Source organism: Glutamicibacter sp. MCAF14 (assembly GCF_052114325.1).
Taxonomy (GTDB): domain Bacteria; phylum Actinomycetota; class Actinomycetes; order Actinomycetales; family Micrococcaceae; genus Glutamicibacter; species Glutamicibacter arilaitensis.
In genome coordinates this window covers 509,177-533,091 of record NZ_JBFREO010000001.1, presented here as the reverse complement: position 1 = coordinate 533,091, position 23,915 = coordinate 509,177, and the positions used below count along the sequence as shown (strand labels likewise).

Annotated in this window: 20 protein-coding genes and 2 pseudogenes; 13 read left to right on the top strand and 9 right to left on the bottom strand. The window is 56.4% G+C overall.

Translation table 11 applies throughout. From position 1 onward, the window contains the following. On the top strand, positions 1 to 859 hold an 859-nt coding region (locus tag AB4Y71_RS02530), incomplete at its 5' end, for an AI-2E family transporter (protein WP_441717732.1). A gap of 264 nt (positions 860 to 1,123) precedes the next feature. Here the strand turns inward: AB4Y71_RS02530 and AB4Y71_RS02525 are convergent. Continuing rightward, positions 1,124 to 2,293 (bottom strand): hypothetical protein, encoded by a 1,170-nt coding sequence (locus AB4Y71_RS02525; RefSeq protein ID WP_441717730.1) that lies wholly within the window; start codon positions 2,291 to 2,293, stop codon positions 1,124 to 1,126. Positions 2,294 to 2,368: 75 nt separating this feature from the next. Then, complete coding sequence (locus AB4Y71_RS02520) at positions 2,369 to 3,199, bottom strand: YiiX/YebB-like N1pC/P60 family cysteine hydrolase (protein ID WP_441717728.1); 831 nt, start codon at positions 3,197 to 3,199, stop codon at positions 2,369 to 2,371. A 413-nt stretch (positions 3,200 to 3,612) separates the two neighbouring features. Here AB4Y71_RS02520 and AB4Y71_RS02515 point away from each other — a divergent pair, with 413 nt between their 5' ends. Continuing rightward, positions 3,613 to 4,194, top strand: coding sequence for a recombinase family protein (locus AB4Y71_RS02515; protein ID WP_441717726.1), 582 nt, complete (start codon positions 3,613 to 3,615; stop codon positions 4,192 to 4,194). A 35-nt stretch (positions 4,195 to 4,229) separates the two neighbouring features. Here the strand turns inward: AB4Y71_RS02515 and AB4Y71_RS02510 are convergent, their stop codons facing one another. From AB4Y71_RS02510 to AB4Y71_RS02500, 3 genes are all read right to left on the bottom strand, one after another. Beyond that, positions 4,230 to 5,396 (bottom strand): ImmA/IrrE family metallo-endopeptidase, encoded by a 1,167-nt coding sequence (locus tag AB4Y71_RS02510; protein ID WP_441717724.1) that lies wholly within the window; start codon positions 5,394 to 5,396, stop codon positions 4,230 to 4,232. Next, positions 5,386 to 6,111 carry a hypothetical protein gene (locus tag AB4Y71_RS02505; RefSeq protein WP_441717723.1) on the bottom strand — a complete coding sequence of 242 codons (726 nt, stop codon included), beginning with the start codon at positions 6,109 to 6,111 and terminating at the stop codon, positions 5,386 to 5,388. Before AB4Y71_RS02505 ends, AB4Y71_RS02510 begins: the two co-directional genes overlap by 11 nt. 284 nt (positions 6,112 to 6,395) lie before the next feature. Continuing rightward, a complete protein-coding gene (locus AB4Y71_RS02500; protein WP_441717722.1) occupies positions 6,396 to 7,184 on the bottom strand; it encodes a DUF6602 domain-containing protein in 789 nt (262 codons plus the stop codon). A 433-nt stretch (positions 7,185 to 7,617) separates the two neighbouring features. Between AB4Y71_RS02500 and AB4Y71_RS02495 the strand changes: the two genes are divergently transcribed. The 3 genes from AB4Y71_RS02495 to AB4Y71_RS02485 all read left to right on the top strand — a co-directional run bounded on the left by AB4Y71_RS02495 (position 7,618) and on the right by AB4Y71_RS02485 (position 9,702). After that, positions 7,618 to 8,211, top strand: a complete 594-nt coding sequence (locus AB4Y71_RS02495; protein WP_441717720.1) for a recombinase family protein — start codon at positions 7,618 to 7,620, stop codon at positions 8,209 to 8,211. Positions 8,212 to 8,448: 237 nt separating this feature from the next. Further along, positions 8,449 to 8,889, top strand: a complete 441-nt coding sequence (locus tag AB4Y71_RS02490; protein ID WP_441717718.1) for a hypothetical protein — start codon at positions 8,449 to 8,451, stop codon at positions 8,887 to 8,889. A gap of 378 nt (positions 8,890 to 9,267) precedes the next feature. Beyond that, positions 9,268 to 9,702, top strand: coding sequence for a hypothetical protein (locus AB4Y71_RS02485; RefSeq protein WP_441717716.1), 435 nt, complete (start codon positions 9,268 to 9,270; stop codon positions 9,700 to 9,702). Positions 9,703 to 9,916: 214 nt separating this feature from the next. On the opposite strand, the gene AB4Y71_RS02480 is transcribed toward AB4Y71_RS02485, so the two are convergent. Beyond that, the gene (locus AB4Y71_RS02480; protein WP_441717715.1) at positions 9,917 to 10,198 is read right to left on the bottom strand and encodes a hypothetical protein; all 282 of its coding nucleotides are present in this window, start codon (positions 10,196 to 10,198) and stop codon (positions 9,917 to 9,919) included. Between the two features lie 109 nt (positions 10,199 to 10,307). On the opposite strand from AB4Y71_RS02480, the pseudogene AB4Y71_RS02475 reads away from it, so the two are divergent. The 5 genes and pseudogenes from AB4Y71_RS02475 to AB4Y71_RS02455 all read left to right on the top strand — a co-directional run bounded on the left by AB4Y71_RS02475 (position 10,308) and on the right by AB4Y71_RS02455 (position 14,086). Continuing rightward, positions 10,308 to 11,532 (top strand): annotated as a pseudogene (locus tag AB4Y71_RS02475) (IS3 family transposase). Between the two features lie 55 nt (positions 11,533 to 11,587). Then, positions 11,588 to 11,773 (top strand): hypothetical protein, encoded by a 186-nt coding sequence (locus AB4Y71_RS02470; RefSeq protein ID WP_441717714.1) that lies wholly within the window; start codon positions 11,588 to 11,590, stop codon positions 11,771 to 11,773. 104 nt (positions 11,774 to 11,877) lie between these two features. Further along, positions 11,878 to 12,114 carry a hypothetical protein gene (locus AB4Y71_RS02465; RefSeq protein ID WP_441717713.1) on the top strand — a complete coding sequence of 79 codons (237 nt, stop codon included), beginning with the start codon at positions 11,878 to 11,880 and terminating at the stop codon, positions 12,112 to 12,114. Positions 12,115 to 12,397: 283 nt separating this feature from the next. Then, on the top strand, positions 12,398 to 13,456 hold the full coding sequence (locus AB4Y71_RS02460; protein ID WP_441717711.1) for a fatty acid desaturase family protein: 1,059 nt from the start codon (positions 12,398 to 12,400) through the stop codon (positions 13,454 to 13,456). Between the two features lie 426 nt (positions 13,457 to 13,882). Then, positions 13,883 to 14,086 carry a cold-shock protein gene (locus AB4Y71_RS02455; protein ID WP_441717710.1) on the top strand — a complete coding sequence of 68 codons (204 nt, stop codon included), beginning with the start codon at positions 13,883 to 13,885 and terminating at the stop codon, positions 14,084 to 14,086. Positions 14,087 to 14,852: 766 nt separating this feature from the next. On the opposite strand, the gene AB4Y71_RS02450 is transcribed toward AB4Y71_RS02455, so the two are convergent. Beyond that, positions 14,853 to 16,184, bottom strand: coding sequence for an MFS transporter (locus AB4Y71_RS02450; RefSeq protein ID WP_441717708.1), 1,332 nt, complete (start codon positions 16,182 to 16,184; stop codon positions 14,853 to 14,855). 20 nt (positions 16,185 to 16,204) lie between these two features. Continuing rightward, on the bottom strand, positions 16,205 to 17,428 hold the full coding sequence (locus AB4Y71_RS02445) for a M20 metallopeptidase family protein (protein ID WP_441717707.1): 1,224 nt from the start codon (positions 17,426 to 17,428) through the stop codon (positions 16,205 to 16,207). Positions 17,429 to 17,567: 139 nt separating this feature from the next. Here AB4Y71_RS02445 and AB4Y71_RS02440 point away from each other — a divergent pair, with 139 nt between their 5' ends. Together AB4Y71_RS02440 and AB4Y71_RS02435 are read left to right on the top strand one after the other, a co-directional pair. Then, positions 17,568 to 18,596: an Lrp/AsnC family transcriptional regulator gene (locus AB4Y71_RS02440; protein ID WP_441717706.1), complete on the top strand. Its 1,029-nt coding sequence runs from the start codon at positions 17,568 to 17,570 to the stop codon at positions 18,594 to 18,596. A 526-nt stretch (positions 18,597 to 19,122) separates the two neighbouring features. Next, positions 19,123 to 20,430 (top strand): annotated as a pseudogene (locus tag AB4Y71_RS02435) (ISL3 family transposase). A gap of 65 nt (positions 20,431 to 20,495) precedes the next feature. On the opposite strand, the gene AB4Y71_RS02430 reads toward AB4Y71_RS02435, so the two are convergent. After that, complete coding sequence (locus tag AB4Y71_RS02430; RefSeq protein WP_441717704.1) at positions 20,496 to 21,692, bottom strand: pyridoxal phosphate-dependent aminotransferase; 1,197 nt, start codon at positions 21,690 to 21,692, stop codon at positions 20,496 to 20,498. 237 nt (positions 21,693 to 21,929) lie between these two features. Here AB4Y71_RS02430 and AB4Y71_RS02425 point away from each other — a divergent pair, with 237 nt between their 5' ends. Further along, positions 21,930 to 23,825 (top strand): metallophosphoesterase family protein, encoded by a 1,896-nt coding sequence (locus tag AB4Y71_RS02425; protein WP_441717702.1) that lies wholly within the window; start codon positions 21,930 to 21,932, stop codon positions 23,823 to 23,825. The last annotated feature ends 90 nt before the right edge of the window (positions 23,826 to 23,915 follow it).

The following is a 23,915-nucleotide window of genomic DNA, read 5'->3' as shown; positions in this document are numbered from 1 at the left end:
TAGCGGGACGGCCTACATTCTCGTACTCTCCGGTTTCGCGGCTGTCATCGCCGGGGTCGTCGTAACCATCCGTGCCCAGTGGGCGGAGCTTGTGGATCAGGCGGTGAAAAAATTTGACCGTTTGTACGCCTGGATCGCACAGGGACCATTGCCCGTAGATGATGCCATGATCCAGGATGCCCGCGACGCGGCGAGCGATTTCGTTACCAGCAAGACGGCAGGGAACACCGCGGTAGACAGCATCTTCGTTGCCACGCAGGTCTTCACTAGTTTCATCCTCATGGCAGTCATTTTGTTCTTCTTCCTCAAAGACGGCAGGAAGTTGTGGGCATTCTGTTTGATACCCCTCAAAGGGCGACAATTGGCAAAAGCCCGGCTCGCCGGAATACACGGTATAGAGGTGCTAGGCGGATACGTACGTGGCACAGCCATCGTAGCTCTGGTTGACTCCGTGCTGATCGGCCTTACCTTATGGATTTTGCAGGTACCCCTGGCGCTTCCTCTGGCTGTCGTGGTCTTCATCGGTGCCTTCATCCCAATACTCGGCGCCACCACCACCGGACTTCTTGCTGCTCTGGTCGCGTTCGTGGCCAATGGCCCAACGGCAGCACTGATCATCATTGGCGTCAGCTTCGCTGTGAATCAGCTAGAGGGCAACCTTCTCCAACCCCTAGTGATGGGAAAAACCCTCCATATCCACCCTCTGGTTATTCTGATCGCGTTAAGCGCCGGGGCCGTGCTCGCTGGAATTATCGGGGCGATCCTTGCCGTGCCGCTGGCGGCCGTCAGCTGGGCCATCGGCAGAATATGGTTCAGTGATCGCTTCTCGAACCACCATCGGCCAGGTCTTGATCACTAGGTTTGTTCAGAGTCATGGCGTTATGACTCCGAGCCAATTTTCCGTTCCCTACCAACCTGCGTCGTCCCTGAAGGGTAGCCTGCCGCGAGACGGCTATCCCCGACCGCTGCGCAAAGGTCCATATCACACGAAAAAGCTGGGCATCTACACAGAAGCTCGATCTAACTTGATACGAACCAGCCGTCATCAGACCCGGGTCATCACAACCAGAGAAATGCAATTCCATAACCAAAACAATCAGCTAAACGAGAACAAAGTAGACCCTCACGGCTTCACTGCAAATCCCCTAAAGAAGAAACCGCTGCTGAGGTTTGTGGGATCTTCATCCAACACGGCCCGCCCCACCTCTTCCCCAGTGTGCCGGTCATAACGCAAAATTCTGTACGGAGAACCATCATTATTATCTGCCATGACGACAACCTCAGTATCAGTGAAGATCGCCTTGGATGAAGCGGAATTATCGCTATATCCTTCAACGCTAAATTTGCGTTCCGTATGTCCCGTCTTGGTGTCCGTGGACATGATCGAATCCTTAACCCCGTACCACTCAAGCTTTCCGTCCTTCAGCGACTGACGGGTAACTTGAGGAAGGCCCGTACCATCTTCACTGATGAAAGGCTCAGTCGCTTCATCTGAGCTCAGGGCCTTGCTCTCATACTTACCGGTCTTGGTGTCCCAAATCGATAAAACGGCCTTAGCAGCAACATCCAATCCACCTCGTCTCTCGTCAGAGATGTAGTAGATCTTTCCATCAAGGCATGGCGCATCATTGAGTACCGCGCCCTCTCTAGCCCGAGTACTGCTGCCGACAACTTTCTCCTTGCCATCGTTCGTGCCAGTTAATTGGCTGAGAACCATGGGCTCTGTATCAGGATCACCCGTCTTCGAATATGGACCGGTAGCCAAACCTATCCCGAAGACCTCCCCCTCGCACTGAGCAGCAATGAAATAGCTACCTTCAACTTCGGCTAGAGAGCTTCCGGAACTGGTGGTGGTCACAACCTGAGTCGTATACCCGACGTCGCTGAAGCCCAGATTATAAAGTCCCACTGCAGTATCCGGCGTGGTGGCAAGCATGGCGTATTGGCTGTCCGTTTTTGCATTCTCAAAACTCTTCATGCCGTTACCATCAATTAGATAGTCGGTCTTCATATCACTGAAGAACAACCCTTTCTCAGTCCACTCCATCGTGCACATGTCCATGCCCCAGGTCTGCACTTCTGAAAAAGCACCATCGTCGTTTACCAGCAAAACCTTTCCGTCTTGGCTTTCCCCATCCATGTCACTGCTCGCAGCGCTGAAGCACAGTGCGTATTCGGCCTCGCCTAGAGTCTCGGTTTTTTGGGATGAGGGATCAGTTGGTGAACAGCTAACCAGGGTAAAAACAGTGGCCGACACTGCCGCTGCGGTGATGATACGACGTCCGTGAATCATGGAGTGTTCCATTCTGATACAGAGTTTGGGCCGGCCCAATCTTAGGCCGGCCCAAATACTAGTTTTCCAGTACGTTTAGAGGGTCTTGTACGTCACTGTCTTTGAGGAATCCTTGATGTTGTAAGGATAAACGCCCAAACCGCCGTTGCCGTCCAGATCAATCCCCGTCGCCGCCTTGTAGGCCGCCCACACCAACTGCGAACAGTTCATCTTCGAACCGGTCGTCGACTTGTTCACGGCAAAGTTGGAGTTATATCCCTTGCCGCGCAATTTGTTGAAGGCATGGTTAGCAGCCTTGCCCCTATTGGTCGATGTAGTCGAAACGTACTGCTTCACCGCGCCCTTGCCTACCTTCACCGAGCTGCCTGCGATCGATCGGCTATTCTTTCCGGTCCCGGGAGCTTCCACGATGGTTGCGGTTGAGTAGTAAATTCCTGAGTGGCCATGCTGAACGAAAAGCGTCGAAGCAGGAGAGACGAAAAGATCACCCTTACGCGTCGCAGAACCCAAGGTAACGGTACCGCTGCCCCCGCTACTGCTGGCGGCCGAAGCAACGCTTCGATTAGCCAGAGAATCGACCGATTTCGCTTCCCGCACCGAAGCCTTGCTCTCGGACAAAGCCCGATTAACGGCTTCGTCCAAACTGATTCCTTCATCCTGTGCGAACTCACCCAGCGAATCTCTCAGCTCGGTGACCGAGGTTCCAGGATTGAGACTTGCCAGCTCATTCAAAGAACCGTTTCCCGTATCAGCCAACGCCGGCATAGCCGAACCAATGACCAGCATGCTCGAAGCGGCGATTCCCGCAAGCATATGACGTTTTTTCAAAACACAACCCCTAGCACGTAACAGTAATGATCCCAGTAAGCCGTCAAACATGAACATAGTGAAGCGCAAAAAACGCATAGCGCATCCAACGCACATTCAACGAGAAAGATCCCTGATCTGAAGAGAAATAATATTTCTGATCAGTGGATAATATGATCCTAGCGTGAAACGCATCACAGAGGAAGGATGGCTAGTAAGTTTTTTCAGGCTTTTTTATATATGTTCACGCAAGTGCCCTTGAATCGATCTCGCACCGGATTCGGAGACCATCACAAGGGTTCTTCTGGACGTCAACACTATGAGTGCGACAACCGTCCGAGACTGCATCTCAAAAACGGTCGTTTATGACACACTCATCCGGCAGGTTGAGTGAAAATCCTCGACAGTTGAAAAATCAACATTCTTTTTCGTTCAAATCGTCGCAAAACTCAGTGCCACAAACTATGCATCGAAACACCGACCATTCCACGAGTATTGATACATTAATACCCATGGGACACCTCCTCGGATACGCCAGAGTCTCCACCGGCGACCAAGACGCGCAACTTCAGCTCGATGCATTGACTAACGCCGGCTGCTATCGCATCTTTACAGACACTGCCTCCGGCGCCCTCGAGTCACGGCCAGAGCTCGATAAGCTCCTGGACCAGATTCGCCCCGGTGACACTCTCGTAGTCTGGCGCCTGGACCGACTCGGCCGGTCCATCCGTCACCTGATTAACCACATGGACGCGCTGCAGCAACGAGGCATCGAGTTCAAATCCCTGCAGGAGAACATCGACACCAGCTCCTCCGGTGGCCGGCTCGTGTTCAACATCTTTGCTTCCCTGGCAGAGTTTGAGCGAGACCTCATCCGCGAACGAACAAACGCCGGCTTACAGGCCGCCCGGGCACGTGGTCGTACCGGAGGCCGCCCCTCGTCCCTCTCCCCCGACAAGCTGCGCACCGCGAAGAGGCTGTATGAGCAGAAGGACATGACAGTCGCGCAAATTGGCGAGGTTCTCGGCGTCAGCCGCAGCACTGTCTACCGGGCACTTCGCAAGGATGAAGAACAAAAGAAAAATCAAATCTAGAGTGTGATCGGAGAGGTGCGTCACCACCCCCTCTGTTATTTCACCAGAGTCAAGTGGGGGCGTTTATCAACGATTCCAAGCATGTCTCGAACTCGATGCATCGGCCATTGCAATTCATTTGCCAAATCTACCAACGAAAAGCCATTTTCCTCAGCCAGCACTGCGGCCTCTCGAAGCAAGCTCGGCTGTTCTCCCGGAGAATCGGAAGTTAGTGGATCGCGGCGAATCCCTAATGCTTTTTGTTCTCGAATTTTCTGATATGCACGCCGGACTGACACGTCAGATGCGCCCTTGATCTCCTGCATACGTCTTATAAGAGATTCAGTGGAGACCCCCCACTCGTTCCCCAATTTGTTTAAACGAGCGAGATTCATGGTCGAAGGAAGACTCGCTTCAATCGCCAATGTCGGCGTCAAGAACTCCGCCGCAAAAGCATCTGCCTCTCGTTCCTGCTTAGGATCGCCTGGAATCGCGTCCCTATGAAGGATCAAATGGCCTAGTTCGTGCGCGCAGGTAAACCGATGCCTAAACACCGACGAGGAACGTTCTTTAGTCGTCACTACGATTGGGCGTTGCATGGCTGAGGTTGAGAATGCGTCCACACGGCTCGGAACTTCTGGATCATCCGCAAAATTCAGTGCGGTTACGATGACGCCGTTATGTTCCATAGTTAACGTTAGATGAGAAATGGGCGCAGACCCCAGTTCCCAATATTCTCGAAGAGCGATTGCGGCTTCAGCAGGTGTCATTTCTACTGAACTGTCTTCAATAGATGGAACGTTGGGCGTTGGAAGCTGAACTCGCTTCTCCAGCGCGAAAGATAACTCCCAAACCCATTCCACGAACGTAACGGCCTTAAGCCTCTCGAATAATCTAGTAGAACGCAGACTACGAAAATGCGCCTGGGAAGCATCAATCTGACTTATAGGTCTCCCGGAAGTAAAGAAAGCGACAGGAACTTGGAGAGTCTGTGCTAGAGCCGCAATAACCGCCGGCCTAGGTGGCGTAACTGCTGCTTCGAATTGCCCGATCGCAGCACCTGAAACCCCGATGGCGTCACCCAAAGCCTGTTTAGTGAGCCCGGCTAACTGGCGAGCTTGAGTTAACCGAGTGGCTTCAAAGTCGTCATGTGCAGCTGTAGCAGAAACTAAAATTTCATTCGAAAAAAGCTCTAGCTGAAGTGGATCCGTATTACTCTTCATTCTCAATCTTCGATTTCAATACGAGAGGCTTTCGAGGTGCCAGATCAAAACGCTTAGAAACACTGGCAGCCCGCAATTTTGGCTCATTGTGGCGAACGCCCTTCATATACTCCAGATTGGTTAAATTGAGGGTTCCGTCATCCTTCAGGGATGCGTCCGCTCCAACCGCTAGATAGATCCCTGAAGCATTGCTTGCATAGGCTACAAGTACAACTGGATAGTAAGTTCCTAAATCAGAAGCCCCATCTGCTGCTGATGCCAGCGTTGCAAGAAATTCCTTGTCGCTGTCCGTGAGATTCATGTCGATGTCTACTTCTGCCCCCAAGCTCGGCTGACTTGGCTGACGGCTCATTTCGAAAGTTGCAGCCCGAGATCCCGAGGTTGCGAATTTCTGCAGAAATAGGTCCATGCCATCACGATTCGCATATCGCCAAAGAACTATGACTCGTCCGTTTACAACCGGAAGCTTAGTGGCTCCGCGCTTCGGAGGAAGAAAACTCACGTCAGGGTGATCCTTCAAAGATGTATTGAAGAGGTATTGCGCACTGTAATTAACAGAACCATATACGCGGCGATGTGGCGCGCTAATTATTGACTGAGCGTCCGCATGCTCCTCATGAGCAGTACGCATAGATTCATAGGCCAAGTCATGCAAATGACGTCCAAAACGACCGAAACGCTCCAACCACCAATTAATCTGAAGACCTGTCTCCACTCTTACCTCTTTCACATTCTACGAAAACGACACCCTTGCGCTTTAGATAAAAACTAGTTTAGTACACAATTGTACGAATTCATACTCCGTGCCGATAGACGACCTGCTCAGATCGCACTCAATCCACCCGGCTATTCCACAAATCACAATTTGGAGACGACCTCCGGCATGTCGTCTAGGCACCTATGACTTGAATTCCATACGTTCATCTGGCAGCGGAGTAGAGTGGGCGAGTCACGGACCGCGCCTTAGGGACCGAGAATGCACCCGTTCACAACTTCGTCTCAGCGGTCGCGCCTCTGGGCGTAAGCCAACATGTTGATGGGGTAGTGCCTCGCCTGAAGCCATATGCTGGAAGCTGCTGCGTACCAATAGAGGAGAGCATCCGCTGAAGTTCCAACGAAGTGATTTGTCTTGTCCGTAGGAAGCGCCAGATAGAAACCCAGTTCGTCCATGTTCAATAGGGCGCCTTTGTCTAGGAAACAAGCGTTATCGATTCTCTTATCAACCTCGAGTGGACCGTTGTATTCGTCGAAGGCTTCCGCAAGATTCTGCTCAGAGGAACTCTCGTAGGCAAAAAGGGAATAAGTGATTGGCCATGCCGGTACAGGGCCTCGACCGTAAAGGTTGAAAGCATCCACATAACCGGAAAGGGGGTAGAAGTATGCTTCCTTTTTCAAGCGCTTTATTTGCTGCATATTTTTGACGACCCCTGGAACGTCCGCCTTCGAAATACTTGACTTGACCTCGATAACAGCAATCACACCCTCGGCAGGCACCACGGATGTGCCGCCTTCGGACGAGTGGAAGATATGAGGCGTCCGAACGGCGTCATAGATGATCACGTCAGATTGGGGACTAATATTGCCGCAACTGTCGATTATTTGACCCTGAGTTACGCCTAGCGAAGACGGGAGTCGCTTCTGCAAGAAACTTCGCAATGCTTCTTCAGCTCCTGTGCCGCTAGTCAGGTTGTGCTTAATGACGTTGCGTAGACGCGCCAGTTCAAGCTGTAGCAACTGTGCATCTGTTCGCCAGAGGGCTTGAATATCAGTTTTCTTATTCTCACTCATGAGCGCCAGCTTATCGGACGTGCCTCTTTCACGATTCGGACTAGCCATAGCCTCGATGCGTGTTTGAATCTCTGAGGAAGGGATTCCTACGATTGAGCTTCTACCCCCTATCGGCACCGAAGCTGCGCTTTGCCCGTTGTAGCGCGCTTCGTAGCCTGAGCGCCTCATACCTTTGGCAACTAGGGGCAGGGCAACACTGACGCGACATTTAGCGATCACCAATCGCTGCTGCTCAATGCCGAAAGTTACAAGGGAGTAGCGCGCAACGAGAGGTGTTGCAACCCATAGGTTGCAAGACGTCTCACCGTGAGCCACTCCCCCAATTGAAAATTCGCGGAAACTCAACGGTTCGAAGTTCTCGCAACCATGTGTCGCAACTAATGGCATAGAATCATGTCTACACCATTAGTTGCGAGACACTTTCGAAGGACCGATGACCAAACTGATCGGCTACGCCCGCGTGTCCACTAAAGCCCAAGATGCCGATCGGCAAATCCAGGATCTTCTTGCGGCTGGGGTCCGGCGCGATGACCTCTATATCGACCACGGCCTATCCGGCGCATTGGCGAAGCGGCCCGGACTCGGTAAGGCGCTCGAATCGCTGCACCCGAACGACACGCTCGTGATCACCACCTTGGACCGGCTTGGGCGCTCCACCCAAAAAATGCTCGAATTAGCCGAAGAACTTCGTGAGCGAAATATTGGTTTACGGGTGCTGAACTTAGGCGGCGGTGACGTGGACACTAAAACCCCAATGGGTGCCATGGTCTTCACCGTCATGGCAGCACTGGCCCAAATGGAATTAGAGATCAAACGCGAACGCATCAACGACTCCGTCACCAAACGCCGCACCTGCGGCGGCGACCTTGGAGGTCGACGCCCGACCTTTACCGAGTCCCAGATCCGTACCGCGGCAAAACTCATCCAGGCCGGCGAACCAGCAACCCAAGTCGCCAAAGACATGGGAATGTCCCGCGCAACCCTCTACCGACGCATCAATAAAATGGACAAGCTTCACACAAATTAGCCCACTCATAAACATCGACTTCACCCTGGCTAAGTCCTCCTAGAACTTCCCGACGCTGAGGTGCCAGAGCCTCCCACTGATTGAATGGCCAATTTCCGTGTTAGGAGTATTCTCAGAAGATCACTCCACGAAGATTACCGAGCGTCAGAGGCGACACCCGGGGAACGTACCTGAATAAAATTCAGTAAGGCTCGTGGTCGGTCAGCTTAGGGAAAGCTGCCCTCAATGGAGGAAGATATGAACACGCCCGAACTACATACCCCCGCCACCCAGCGCCTCAATGAGCTGCTGCACTGCCCTATAACTCAAAGGCACCTCACCGCGTATGGATGGGTGGAAGGCATGCCAGTAGTCTTCGCCCACCGAGATGAGCTGGTGGAAGACGTCATGGGGTTTGTTTCCGTCCATGGGCGGGCTGTGCTCCTGGTGCTCACTGACGCTCAAACTGACGCCTTACAACTGTGGCATGTCACCATTCCCAGCCCCCTTTTCACCAGAGTTGTTCCTCTGCCATCGGGAACTACGCTCGCGGAACTCTGCGTCAGGCACAGCGAGAATAGGATCACGCGCTTTCGCGTCCATTTCTGGGCTCATAGCGCCGCGCTTCACCAGATCCCCCTCTATGTCAGCAACGACAACCACGCGGCGGATGCCCAGCTGTCATCTGATAATCGCTGAGCCTTGTGCCAATTCCCTAGTCAAACCTTTTAAATTTCTGAGAATCCTCACCGATCCCCAGTTTCGACGCTTCATATGCGCTCTGAGCAACGCGCGGCCCCCAGCCTTTGCCTGTCTGACTAGTCATTTTCGGCATTCTTCCGCCAATCCACTTTTTCTTTCCACAGGCAATTCGGTTCCTTAAAAACTGCCAATTGATGAGCTGACGTGAACTTTTATTAACGTTTACCTGAATCGGTAGCTTTGTTGCGCCGATCATCCTAGGGTGGAAACAACACACTAAGAACCGCAGCGACAGGCAGCCAGTCTGCGTTGTGTCTTGTTCCAAGCTGATGGGGATCACTCGGAAGACTCAAGAACACAGTGGAGGTAGTACCAATGCCAGGACGTCTCGTAAGAACGCAAACTGCCGAACGCGTCAGCGATCTGCTCGGATCACGTGAAGGACGCGCACACCTCGCCGCGCACGGCTGGGCTCAGGGAATGCCAATTGTCATGGCTGAGCCTGCCGAACTTCTCAACGACGTCATGGGCATGGTATCCATGCACGGGCGATCTGCCTTGGTCGCCATGCTCGACGCTGGCTCTGATGAACTTAAATTCCTCTATGTTTCCCCGCCGAACCCCGTATTGAAGTCAGTCGATCCGGAGGAAGCTACAACTCACATCCCAGAGCTTTTTGCTCGCACAGAGAATCAAGGCGCGGTAACTTTCCGAGTAAAGTATTGGGATTCCTGCGCAGTGGCACTGCCCCTCCCGGTATTCCACCCAGTGTCAGACACGAAAAGCTACGGGCAGCGCTTGAGCCTCTGACCCTTTCCGCACACTATCGGATGGCAGAGAAAGGAGCATTGCGGCTTAAGGCCAGTCATCGGCCATGCCGCACAGCTAAATCCGTAGCTCTCTACCAGTAAGTCTTTTATTGCGCCGCTCTATCACCGGTTTGATCAGCCTCGTTCAGCTTCGAAAGCTGAAGAGGTTCAGGCTCGGCTTTCGCTTCATTAATCGAGCACGCCTGTGGTGCGTGCTACGAGTGCGGATGCTCATGTGAATCGGGGGAAAGGCGCTGCAGGTCTTGATTCACCGCGTCGGGGTTTTCTCCTGCCGCGAGACGATGCACAGCTTCGAGCAGTCCTTGGACTTCTGCAACGCGGTGAGACCAATAAGTGGTCTCTAAACCGAAACCTAAAGCCGACTCCTTGGCGAACTGGTGTAACCCGTTAAGGTGGGTCTCCAAAGCGCTGGTCAAGTCACCGTACTGGTCAGGTGACAGAGATAGATGAATGTCTTTGCGGTGGGTGTTCAACATGAACTCCTGGGTTGTCCAATAGTTCTATGGCCTCTGACGGAGGTAGCCCCTGAGTGGTGGACACCCTGTAACTGACCCATAATGGTCAGGGAAATCAGGAGTTTTACCCATGCCGAAGAATACCTACACCGATCAGTTCAAGGCCGCCGAGGACCTGGGCATCGCGCGCGGCACGCTGAAGACCTGGGTGCGGCAGGACCGCCTCAAACGAGGAGTTGCCACGCAGCAGTCCACTGGCAACGGCGGCACGCCCGTCGCAGACTTGAGCGCCGAGCAGCGCCTGGCCCAGGCCCAAGCGGAGAACCAAGCGCTACGGGAGCGGAACAAGGCTCTGGAGTCCGCCAACAGCGTGCTGGCCGAGGAGCGAAACATCCTGCGCAAGGCCACGAAGTATTTCGCGGCCGAGACGAACTGGTGATCCGCTTCCAGTTCGTTGAGGACCATCGGGACACCCACGCGGTGAAGCGGATGTGCACGGTGCTGGGCCTGAACCGCTCCAGTTACTACAAGTGGCGTGAAACCCGCCAGGCCCGGGATGAACGCCAGCAGCGCGATGGCGTGTTGCTGGAGCATATCCTGCGCCACGACAAGGAATGGAACCGGACGCTGGGATATCGGCGCGTCACCGTTGACTGGCGGCCGACCCGAAAGTCCACAAGGATCCTTTGGTTGGCCAGCCGGTGAACCACAAGCGGGTGACCAGGCTGATGCGGCAGAACAACCTGGTCGGTGTGCATCTGCGCAAGCCCAAGTCCACGACCGTGAGAGATCCTGGCGCGCAGGTGTTCGAGGATCTGGTCAACCGTGATTACACCGCGGATGAAGTCGGCTCGCTCTACGTTGGCGATATCACGTACCTTCCGTACCGGAATGAGGGGAAGTTCTTGTATTTGGCGACGGTGCCGGACGTGTGCTCGCGGCGTTTGGTGGGCTGGTCGATTGCCGATCACATGCGCCCTGATTTGGTCGTGGAAGCACTGGAATCGGCTGCCATGGCCCGGGGCTCTCTGGACGGCGCCCGGATGCACACGGATCACGGGGTGCAGTACACCTCGTCGCAGTTCCAGGCGGTGTGCCGGCACCTGGGTGTGGTGCAGCCGATGGGCCGCATCGGGTCCAGTGCCGATAACGCGATGGCCGAGTCGTTCAATGCCACGCTGAAGCGCGAGACGCTGCAAAGTGCCAAGCGGCGGCAGTCTGAGCAGTCGTGCCGTGCTGAGGTGTTCCGGTGGATTGTTCGGTACAACAACCGGCGGAAGCATTCTGCGTTGGGCTATCGGTCACCGGTTGATTTTGAGGGTGATTATCCGGTTATGATGGAGATCGCTGCTTAGCGTTTTTGTTCCCGGTGTCCACTTCCCGGGGGCCACCCCCAAACTCATTGAAGCGATGGACGATAAAGACGGCACCGCCACCTTGAACATTAAGGGCATTACCCATAAGTTCGCCGCCGTCAGCGCAGCCGCCGCCCGGGTAGAAACCGTGGAACTGGTCAGCAAACACGCCAAGCAACGCGGTACCGCCGTGCGCGCACTGATGCACGATGACCAAGGTTCCTGGCCGGTCAAACGGTAATTCATTGGCATACCCGTTGCCCTGTTAGGGTTGAGTAGCTGCTGATGTTACGCCGCAAGTACTGAAGAATCATCCGATTTCATCTTCACTGACAGGAATATCTCATGGGCAACAGCCCTGAAGCAGCATTAGGCATCGCCTTACTTACCTCCCTCGTTCACCAAGATCGCGAAGCATTCCTGATCGTCGCCTCCGAGCTCGAAGGAGGTAATGCTCAAGCCGTCGCTATCCTTGCACGGCTAGGAGAAGCCATGGTCGGAATGATCGCTGAGCTGCTCCAAACCAGCGAGGAGGAAGCCCTAACGCGTATTGCAGCATCCCTCGTACTAGACACTGAATAGAATCCGAAGAACCAGGAGGTCGACCATGGGCTGGCATCAGAAGAGAAGCAAGCGAAAGCACCTTCCGTGGATGTGTAATCCGGTCAGTGGCTGACCACTTCGGTCCGCTACATTTCGCGAGGAAGAATGATGACTTCGCAACTCTCGCTGGGATCATTCTAGTTCCGGGTAGACTTTGAGCTACAGGCTCGGTCGGGTGACACACCTCAACGACATCGCGAGTTCTTTCAAACAAGGACATTATTTGCCTCGCAGTTCTCAGCTGATATCTTCAGCTCCCACCGTGAAACCCGGTGATCCTCAAAGCTTTTTTCACGTCAAGCAACTGGTCGGCGATGCCGGACTGATACGTCGCCGGCCCGGGCACTACCTGGGCATCAGCATCGTGCTAACCACATTGCTGGCGGGCACCGTGGCAGGCATGATCTTGCTGGGCGACAGCTGGTTTCAGCTGCTCATGGCCGCGATGTTGGGTCTGCTGCTCACCCAATTCGCCTTCCTAGCCCACGAAGCGGCGCACCGCCAGATCCTGTCTTCCGGAAAAGCCAACGACAAGCTCGGCCGCTTCCTGGCTAACATCGTGGTCGGCATCAGCTACCAGTGGTGGATGAACAAGCACAACAAACACCATGCCACGCCGAACACCATCGGCAAAGACCCGGACATCGAATGGGACACCATCTCGTTCCAGCCGGCCGACGCGAAGCGCCAGCGCGGCCTGCTCAAGTGGATCACCCAGCGCCAGGGCTACCTGTTCTTCCCGCTGCTGACCTTGGAGGGGATGAACCTGCATCTGCAGTCAATCAAGTACCTGTTCATCGGCCAGCGGGTCAAGAACCGCCGCCGCGAACTGATCTCGATCGGTCTGCGCATTGCCCTGTACCTGGGCGCCGTCTTCTTTCTCTTGCCGGTAGGCATGGCCTTCGCCTTCCTCGGTGTGCAGCTGGCGGTCTTCGGCATCTATATGGGCGCCTCGTTCGCACCCAACCATAAGGGCATGCCCATGGTGCCGGCCGATGCCCGCATCGACTTCTTTTCGCGCCAGGTACTCACGGGGCGCAACGTGATGGCTCGCTCCAGCTTCGGCAACAAGGTGCTCTCCCACGTCTACGGCGGATTGAACTACCAGGTGGAGCACCACCTGTTCCCTTCGATGCCGCGCGCCAACTTGGCCGGGGTTTCAAGGATCGTGCGTAGCTACTGCGCCGAGCACCAGGTCCCCTACACCGTTGCCAGTGTCGGGGAGTCCTACGCGCAGGTCATCTCCTACCTGAACAAGGTCGGGCTCTCGGCCCGTGATCCGTTCGAGTGCCCCATGATTTCCGGGTACCGGATCTCATAAATAGACTGCTTGCAGTCGGCGAAATGATAGCTGAGGAAAGCCACCCGCGTTCAACGTGGTATTATTAGTCTTGGATATAATTCGGCTCACTAAGATCAGTTTTGTTTCCTCTTGGATTTTTAATAAGCGCCTCCTCGGATGAAAATTCTGCGAGAGCGAATCGCGTCACTTGAAATATTCGTCCTTGCTCTTCTTGCAAGGCATTCGGTTGGAAGCCTGGTTCCTATAGGACCTTCTCCACCGCTCACACATGCATCTGTATGATTCTTTCTTTACACCCGGACTCAGAATTCGATGTTCTGGTAGTAGAGCCCGCTTGGGCTTGATGAAAAATCGTCTTATGCATCTCAAGACTTACTGCGTGCCGCTTAGGCGGCACATGCTCAAACCACGGTCTCACCGCTGGCATAAGATTTAGGAATACACATGGCTACTGGCACTGTTAAATGGTTCAACTCCGAAAAGGGCTTTGGCTTTATCGCTCCTTCAGACGGATCCGCAGACGTTTTCGCACACTACAGTGCGATCCAGAGTTTCGGCTTCAAGAACCTTGAAGAAGGCCAAACCGTTGAATACAAGCTTGAAGCTGGCCCTAAGGGTCCTCAGGCTACCGAGATTCAGGCGCGCTAAGCACGCCTAGTAATTCTATGAAGAGTGGCGGGATGGGCTGTGAGCCCATCCCGTCATCTTTATTTGTTGGCCCTTTCAGGCTCTTCCTTCCATGAAGCCAGGGCTATAGGTAATAAAGTGTGTTTGGCTCAGGCGTGTTCCCGGGCCAAACAGTCATGAATCCGTGCTCTAGTATGTATTTCTCATCCAACCACGGCGGACGTATTGTCCATCTTCAGTGCTGGCGCCAGTGCCATAAAGCTCTCGAAAGACACTTCGGTACCTTCTTGGGCCAGGACATTTCGGGTGTGGGCGAAATCTTCGCGGTACTGGCGGCACGAGGAATAGGAAGAATATGCTGAAGTGTCGATAGCAAGGAATGAACTGGGTCCCGGAAGCTGGACTCACTAAATAAGAGCCCTGCTTAAACCGCTCATCGGATGGAAGACAAACACGCACCAAGAACGACTCGATGAGCAATGGCTGGCGAGCCTCGAACCGCTTGTCCGTTTTATCGACAACGCAGGCACATCCCTCGACATGTGAACTTTAGGCCCGAGGATGAGCGGTCCCCCGGCGTGCGGCTCCACGTGCCGTTTCAATCCGCTGGAGCAACGGAGGCCTATGGCCATCCGTTACGGCAAGCTTGCGGTGACGTACAGGGCAGCGGTTCTCATGCGTGCATCGCTTGGTGCGGAGCCCGGCTTTGAGTCAATAAAGAGGAACACGCCCTAGCGCCTATGAGCGCTTCGGCACCGGATGGCACAGCTAGGACTTTTGGTGCAGGCTAATCCGTCAGTTCCTTGCCGCGGGATTCAGTAATGGCCCATGCCGTTAGGGCCGATATCAGCAGCAGCACAATCGAATAGATCGAGAAGACCGTTTCTCCATATTCACCGAACCAGCTATCCAGAGCTGCTTGGAGATATGCCGCTGTTCCGCCGAACAAAGCTACGCACAGGGCATATGGCGCGGCAACACCGATAGTGCGAACCGAGGTGGGGAACAGCTCGGCATAGACCGCGGGCATGATGGCCGCCGAAGCGGATATGAAGATCAACATGACCGACATGGCGATGAATAGTTGCCACCATTCACCATGCACGACGAAGGTCATCGGGAACTGCATTGCAGCAGCACCAATAGACGAAATGATCAACACCGGACGCCGACCAATGCGGTCCGACATTTTACCCCAGAATGGGAGTGCCGCCATGAAGATTAGGTTTGCCGCTACGCCAACCCAAAGGGCCTCGGATGGTTCCATGCCAAGGGTAGCGATTGCATGCGCAGGGGTGGCAACGGACCAAATGTAGTAAACCACGGTGAGCCCAACTGTCAATCCGATGACTTGCAAGGCTTTTGTTCGGTTGGCCATGAAGTCTTTGATAAGCGAGGCCTTCGGCTGTGTAGCTTGCTTCTCGGCTTTCTTGTGCTTCGTGAACTGCTCAGTTTCCTTCAAACGTGCTCTCATGACGAGGGTGTATAGTCCGAAAACAGCTCCCAATGCGAAGGGAATGCGCCAGCCGAACCCATTCATCTGCTCGGTGGTTAAGACCAAGGTGAAAATGGCTCCGAGCAAAGTGCCAAAGACGATGCCGGCGGTCCCAGAGAAGTAGATCAGCGTTGCGTATAGGCCGCGTTTCGGTGCCGGTGCCATCTCGGCCAGGTAGGTCTGGGCGCTGGGAAGTTCGCCGCCGTGAGCCAAGCCTTGGATGAGTCTGGCGATCAGGAGCATCACCGAGGCAAATGCACCCACGGCTGCGAAGTTTGGGGTCACTGCAATAATCAACGATCCTAACGCTGCCAGGCCGACAGCCAACGTCATCGAGGTCTTGCGCCCGATGCGGTCACCGATCACGCCGAAGAGCACGCCGCCCACCGGTCGCGCTACGAAGCCCACGGCGAAGATGGCCATGGTTGCGAGGAAGGCGCTGGTCGCGTCTTGCGGGGAGAAGAGGTTATTGGCGATATACGGGGCGAAGGTGGCGTAGATGGCCCAGTCGAACCATTCAACAGCGTTGCCGGCACCGATGCCGAAGAGGCTCTTCGTCAGTTCCTTGCGATTATACGGTCGGTCAGTAGTCGACGTCGCGGCGCTGAGTTTAGTCGTTTCCATGAGATTTCTCCGGTCCGAGGTTAGTTGGCAGACAATTCAGCGAGCTTGCTGATGGCCAGATGCGTGTAGAGTGCGGTGCCCTTAGGCAGAACCTCATCGGAGAATTCTGCAAAAGGTGAATGGTTGAATTGTGCGTTGGAAGCCTCAATGCCCGGTGCCAGCGCTGACAGGAATATAAAGGCTCCGGGAACATGTTCGAGGACCCGGGAAAAATCTTCCGATCCCGCGAGCGGGTTTGCCATCTGCGCATATGCTGACTCGTCGAAGAGCTCCACCACGGCACGGCTGGCGAAGGCAGTCTCAGATTCGTGGTTGATTGTCACCGGGTATTCCGGGCGCAGTTCGATTTCAACGTCTACGCCATGCGCTGAGGCAATGCCACGCAGCAGGCGCGGGAGTTCTTGTTCTAATGCTGCAAAGGTCTCGCGGCTGAATGAGCGGACGGTAGCTTCGAAGTGCGCGGTTTCGGGGATAACATTGCGGGCATGGCCGCCCTCAAAGACTCCTACGGAGATCACCACTGGATCGAAGACGTCGAACCTGCGTGTAACCATCCCTTGCAGCGCAGTGACCATTTCCGCAGCAACATAGACCGGATCCTTGGCCAGGAATGGTGCGGAACCGTGTCCGCCCTGCCCGTGCACCGTGACGAAGAGGCCAGCTGAAGAACTCATCACCGGGCCGGGACGGCTCATAAACTGCCCCGAGGTTCCCAAGGCGCTCATGACATGCAACCCAAAGGCTGCGTCTACCGTTGCACCAGCGGCTTCAAGCACTCCCTCGCGGATCATGTGGCCAGCACCGTCGAATCCTTCCTCGCCAGGCTGGAACATGAAGACGACATCACCGGCCAACTGGTCGCGGCGATCCGCCAGAATCGTTGCGGCTCCAGCGAGCATGGCAGTGTGCAAATCGTGGCCGCAGGCATGCATCGTATTGCCCGTCTGGGAGGCGTAGGAAACGTTGGCCTTTTCCCTTACTGGCAAGGCATCCATGTCGCCGCGCAGTAGGACGCTGGGAGCATTGTCCCGCGCGGCACCGCCACGCAGCACAGCGGTGACCGAGCTCAGTTCTTGTCCCAGAGTCACCTCGAATCCCAGCGGTTCGAGCCATTCCAGGACTCGCTGTTGGGTCAATGGCAAATCAAGTCCGATTTCCGGTTGACGGTGAAGCTCATGGCGTAGCTTCTGGATTTCAGGCGCCAGGTGCTGGGCATCGCTGACAATGTTTCCCGAAGAATACATCGCGGACCTTCTTTTCGTTGACAAGGAGGCATCTTATGAGGCCAATCACACTGTTTATCATCAGGGACTTTAGAACGTGCGCCCGTAGATTCAAGGTTTAATTGCATTTGAACGTGGATCGACCGACAATAGTTGCACCATGATGGATTTCGAACTAACGCAAGATGACTTAGAACTAGTGCATGCGCTGCAAATAGCGCCACGCTCAAGTTGGACAGAGCTGGGCAAGGTGCTTGGAAGGCATCCGGCCACCTTGTCTAACCGCTGGAACCGCCTGCATTCGCAACGGGTCGTCTGGATACTGGGGCATTTGGGTGGCCGCCCGCAGATGCACTGCACCGTGCTCTTGGACGTGGAGGCGGATCCCCGACTCATGGATGCCACTTTGCGGGCATTGTGCCTGATACCGGAGGTGAATTCCGTTGACAGTTCCTCGCGGCATGCCGATTTCCGGTTGACCTGCATCGCTCCGGACTGGCTGAGCATGTCACACCGGGTGCTGCCCAAATTGTGGGCAGTGGAAGGGGTTCTGAGGATCAAGGCCTCCGTCTGCACACGCGTCTATGCCAGCGGAGACCAGTGGAGACTCGATGTCCTTTCACATCGGCAGGAGGATGAGCTACGCGCCCTGGCGCCAGCACCGCAGGTTTCAGTCGGAACTATCCCTGCGGCCCTGTGGCCCTGCCTTGAAGTCCTGCAGGTCAATGGCCGAGCAACAGCACGGGATATTGCCCAATCAACAGGACAGCATCCGGCCACCGCAGCTCGCTTGCTCAATGCCGCACTATCCGCAGGCATGATATACATCCGCTGCGAACTGGCTAGCGACTACTCCGGATCCCCGCTGTTGGTACAGTGGTTTACCAAGGTGCCACCGGGAATGGAAGACCGAATCGCGCAATTCCTTAAAACTTTTCGCAGCCTAAGATTGTGCGCAGCCACCACAGGGGAAGCGAACCTGACGTTCAACATGCAGCTGCATGAACCATCTGAAATCGCCAGCATCGAGCGAAAGCTCGTCGCACAGTTTCCGCAACTGCAGATCCTTGAAACCTGTGTCGGCACAAGAAGCTACAAGCGCATGGGATGGCTGCTCGATGCCGACGGGCGGTTCAACCGATGTCCAGACAGCATTGAAAGTAGCTACCGATCGAGACCGCATAGCTGAGGATGAACCACTACAGCTGGCTGCGCACCTGGAGGGAGGCGCGCAGCACCTGCAGCACCCCGTGCTCGGTATTGGCCGGGGCCGTGAAGTTCGCGACCTGCGCCACCAGCCGGTGAGCAGTGGCCCCGGCACTCCACAGTGCGGATTTTTCTTGTCGATAAATTTAAATTATGTATAGCTATGGGCGAAGATTATTCATTCAAAATATCATTACTGACAGGTCCTTTTATCGTTCTTATTCTGTTCTGAAGGCCTACTCTCCTAAACGGATTTTCTGTCCGATAACCTCCGTTATGCAAAGTAGAAAAGACTTTATTTGCTTCTACCGCACATAACGAACTTTCGGGTAACGCCTCGCTTCGATCCCCAACCCTGCCTTGGCCTGAGGTTTACCGGCTCTTCCGGATTGAAAGTGTAAACACCACCAAAAGCACGCAACTCAACAGAGCGTGTCACGACACAAAAACGTCGAGGGTATTTCAGAAAATGGAAGTTACCACACAACCGCTTTCGAAAGCCCTCGACAATGAACCATTCTACCTTCCAGACCCCCTGACCTCACGACCTTCTGCGGCCTGAACACCCTGGGCCTGACCGCCACCGGCCAACACCTTGAGCAAACCCACGCCTGGATCGAATACCGGCCTGCCACCGACGATACGTTCTGCCACCGCTGCGGCGCCGAAGGCATCCCACGCGACACCGACACCCGCCGCCTGGCCCACGTCCCCTTCGGGATGCGGCCTACCACGCTGGTCATCCGGCTGCGCCGCTACCTCTGCAAGCACTGCCAGCATGTCTGGCGCCAAGACCTGAGCACGGCGGCCAAGCCACGCGCCAAGATTTCCCGCACCGCCCTCAACTGGGCTCTGTGCGCGATCGTGCACCAGCATCTGAGCGTCTCGCGCATCGCCGAAGCGTTGAACGCCTCCTGGAACACCGCCAACACCGCAATCCTGGACGAGGGGAACCGGGTGCTGATCAGCGACCCCGCGCGCTTCGAGGCTGTGCGTGTCATCGGCGTCGACGAGCACGTCTGGCGGCACACCCGCACAGGGACAAGTACGTTACCGTCATCATCGATCTGACCCCTGTCAGGGACGGCGCGGGCCCGGCGCGGCTGCTGGACATGGTCGAGGGACGTTCCAAGCAGGTGTTCAAGAGCTGGCTTGCGGACCGTGAGAAACCCTGGCGCGACCGGGTGGAAGTGGTGGCGATGGACGGATTCAGCGGCTTCAAGACCGCTGCCGCCGAGGAACTGCCCGGCGCGGCGGAGGTTATGGATCCCTTCCATGGGGTCAAGCTCGCGGCGGAAGCGGTGACGAAAACCCGGCAACGCGTGCAGATCGAAACGACCGGGCACCGCGGCCGGAAGAAGGACCCATTGTATGTTTCGCGCAGGACGCTGCTGACCGGCAAGGAGCTGCTGAGCCAACGGCAGGAGCATCGGCTCAAGGAGCTTTTCCAAGTGCCCGAATACCAGCCGGTCTATGCTGCGTGGGTCGCGTTCCAACAGGTGCTCGGCGCGTACCGGAAGGCTGACCGTCCAGAGGGCAAACGCCAGCTGGCTGCGGTGGCTGCCCGGCTCAGTTGCATAGCCAAGGACGGGCATGCGGAGCTGCGCAAGCTCGGTGGGACCTTGAAGCAGCGCAGCGAGGACATTCTGGCGTACTTCGATTTCCCTGGGACATCGAATGGCCCGACTGAAGCATTAAATGGCCGGCTGGAGCATTTGCGGGGCATCGCGCTGGGGTTCCGGAACTTGGCGCATTACGTGGCTCGGTCGTTGCTGGAGGCTGGTGGGTTCAGGCCTTGGTTACACTCTCAATCCTGAAGAGCCCGAAAACAGCAGCCAACCGCGATCAGCGGTTGGCTGCTGTTTGCCTGCTCTACGAAGGACTAATCCGCCGGAAGCGCCTGGCGCAAGAATGCCGCCACGCGTTCCAGCGACTCGGCCACCTGCTCGTATCCTGCGGCGAATGACAGCCGGATGAACAGGTGCCCTTCGAACGGGTCGAAGTCGCCGCCCGGGGTCAGAGCCACCTGGGCACATTCCAGCACCTGGCGGCAGTACTCCCCGGCGGTGCCGAAGCGGTCGAGCACACGCTCGCTGAGCCGCCCATAGAGGTAGAACGCGCCGTCGGCCGGCGCTGCTTGCTCGATGCCCAGTTTTCCATAGTTGGCCAGCACCAGGTCACGGGTCTTCGCGAGCTCAGCGACCCGTTGCTCCGCCTCGGCAAGGCTCGACGGCTCAAAGGCAGCTACCACCGCGCGCTGGGCTGGAGCCGGGGCGCACAAGGCAAGGTTCGAGGCCAGGGCGTCAACCGTTGGCACCAGGTCATCTGGAACGATCATCCAACCCAATCGCCACCCGGTCATCCCCCAATATTTGGAGAAGGAAGAGACCACGATGGATGAACGGGAGAACTCCCACGAGGTGTGCCCCTTGCGGTCCTCGACGAATTCAATGCCGTGATAAATCTCGTCGCTGATCAGCCGCACCTCATTGGCTTCGCACCACGCGGCCAGCTTAGAGAGCTCGTCGGCGCTGAACATCGTTCCGGTGGGATTATTCGGCGACGCGACTACCAATCCGTCAAGGCGCCCATGTTCCTTCTTGGCTTCTTCAAGCAGCTGTACCGTGGGTTGGAAACGCTGTGCTGCACCGGTGGGCAGGTCCACAACTTCCAGCCCCAGGGCGCGAAGAATATTGGCGTAGGCAGGATAGCCCGGGCGGGCCAAGGCCACTATGTCCCCGGCGTCGAAGGCGGCTAGGAACGATAACTGGAATGCTCCGGAGGACCCCGTGGTCATCACGAAGTTCTCTGCCGGAATCTGCGTGCCATAGGTATCGAGGTAGTGCTTGGCCAAGGCCTGGCGGGTTTCGAGCAGGCCTGCGGTCGAGGTGTAGCCGAAATCCGCGTGCTGGGCATGGAGCGTGGCAGCCAGTTCATTCACCGCCGCTGGTGCACCACCTCCAGGTTCGCCCACGCACAACGAGATCACGTCGTGGCCGGCAGCTCGCATGGTGGCGACCTGATCAACAATTTGCATCACTTCAAAGGGAGCAACTTGGGAACGCTGGGAGGCTTGCACTATCAGTCCTTCGTTTCACTGGCGTGGAAAACCGACGCATCCTTGCCTTGGTCTTCTCAGCTATCTGATTCAAGGCTATCTGTTCAGGCTTGGTATTACATTGGCAGGCAGCCGGTGAGCAGGCTCACCGGCTCGGTTCACTCTCCGTTTCCCTTGCGTGCACTTTCTGGGCATCCGCACCAACCATCCTCGAAGTTCCCCGCCTTTACCGGCGATACCTCGCACAGGAGACAAAAATTGAAGAAGCCTGTTTCGGCTGCCCTCGCCGCAGCCGTATTGATCCCGCTGGTTCTTGCCCCGACGGCCAGCGCCGTTGCGCTGCCAGGCAAAGCAGCATCCGTGTCACCAGCGTCCGTGGCAAAGGATCCTGAATCCGGTTTCCGTGTTCTGCCCTACTTGCAGGCCCCTGCATCTGATTCCATGACCATCAACTGGATCAGCGAAACCGACGCGCCGGGTACCACCACCATCACCGGCCCCGGCGTGGGAAAATCCGGAACGCTGAGCAGCGAGCCGATGTACCTTGACCTCATGGAATACACGCAAGCCGAACTTGATCAGCAGATCGAAGGTCTTGAGCAGGGTTCTTGGCTGAAATCGAACTCCAATTACAGGCACTCGGTCACTTTCCAAGACCTGTTGCCAGGCAAGACCTACAGCTACACCGTTTCGCAATCCGGGGAAACGCACCGCGCGGCATTCAAAACAGCTCCCGAGGGTAAATCTTGGAAGAACGTGCGCATCGTTGCGTTCTCTGATTCCGAGACCGAACCCCGTGGCCGCACCGAACACCGCGAGTGGGAGCTCTCCCCGGTCAACGGATACGCCGCGGATTCCCTGCAGCGCCCGGGCACCGGTTCTCTCTGGGCGCAGAAGTTCGGCATGACCACCCGCTACGGGCAGCCGACGCTGCGCTACCCGCTGGATCAGTCCACCGCCTTCAACGAGAACCTCAAGCACATCCAAGCCGCAGATCCTGATCTGGTCATGATGGCCGGGGACCTGACCCAGGGCTCGGGCTACCAGCCGGCCTGGGATGAATTTTTCGGCCACGTGGCCGGCGAGCACTCGGACCTAGCCTCCAACGTGCCGTTGCTGCCTGCGGTGGGCAACTGGGAAACCTATGCGGCGCTGAACGGCGGCTACGGCTCGGATGCCGACCGTACCCCGGCGGTCATCTCGCGCAACCGCTTCCTGGACTACTTCTCGCTGCCGCAGGATCCGGCGCACCCCGAGTACAAGGGTTCCTACTACCGGGTGGACCACGGGCCGGTCACCGTACTGACCTTGGACTCAACCAATGGCCGCCCGGATGAAGACACCAAGACCGGCACCCTGTCCGGCGAGGTCTTCTCCGGCAATGACACGAATATGACTGCCGAAAACCTCTCCACCGACACCCAGGGCGAGTTCACCTTCGAGTCCTACGTCCAGGGCTTCAAGGACCTGTTCCCGGGCAGCACCGAAGAGGACGTGGACCTGCCGAATATGGATGCCGCCTCGGCGCAGTGGGATTGGGCCGAGCAGCAGCTGGCTGAGGCCCGCGCCGCCGGCCAGATCGTGCTGGTCCAGTTCCACCACTCGGCCTACTCCAACGGCGTGCACGGCACCCCGCCGAACCACGAGCACCCGGACAACCAGTCCGGCACCGCGATGCGTGCATACACCCCGATGTTCGAGAAGCACGGCGTCGCCGCGGTGATTTCCGGCCACGACGAGATGTTCGAACGTTCCTGGGTGGATGAGGATGGTGACGGCCGTGGCTTCCACTCCTATGACGTGGGTGTGGCCGCAGACGGGCTGCGCGGTGAGAAGCTCGTGAAGAATGCTGAGGGCGAGTATGAGCCGCTGCGCTTCAATTCGCATTCGGAGTGGTCCGCACCGGCAGACCAGCCCGAGACCTGGGCCGAAGATGAGAACGGGGTTCCGCAGCTGGTCTCTGGCGGCTTGCACTACGGGCATCTGCAGATCGACGTGGCCAACACCGCGAAGGGCGCGGAACTGACGCTGACCCCGGTGCACATTTTCCCGCAGCTGGACTCCGAGTACCAGCTTGAGAAGACCGAGCGTCGCGTCTACGACGACGTGGTTACTTTCTCGGTGGACGCCGATGGCGTTCCACTGGCGCAGTAGCAGCCCGGAGCGTAGCCGACACCGGCTAGCGGCCCGGAGAACAATGACTTCCGGGACCGCTAGCCAACACTCGGCAATTGCCGGTGCAGC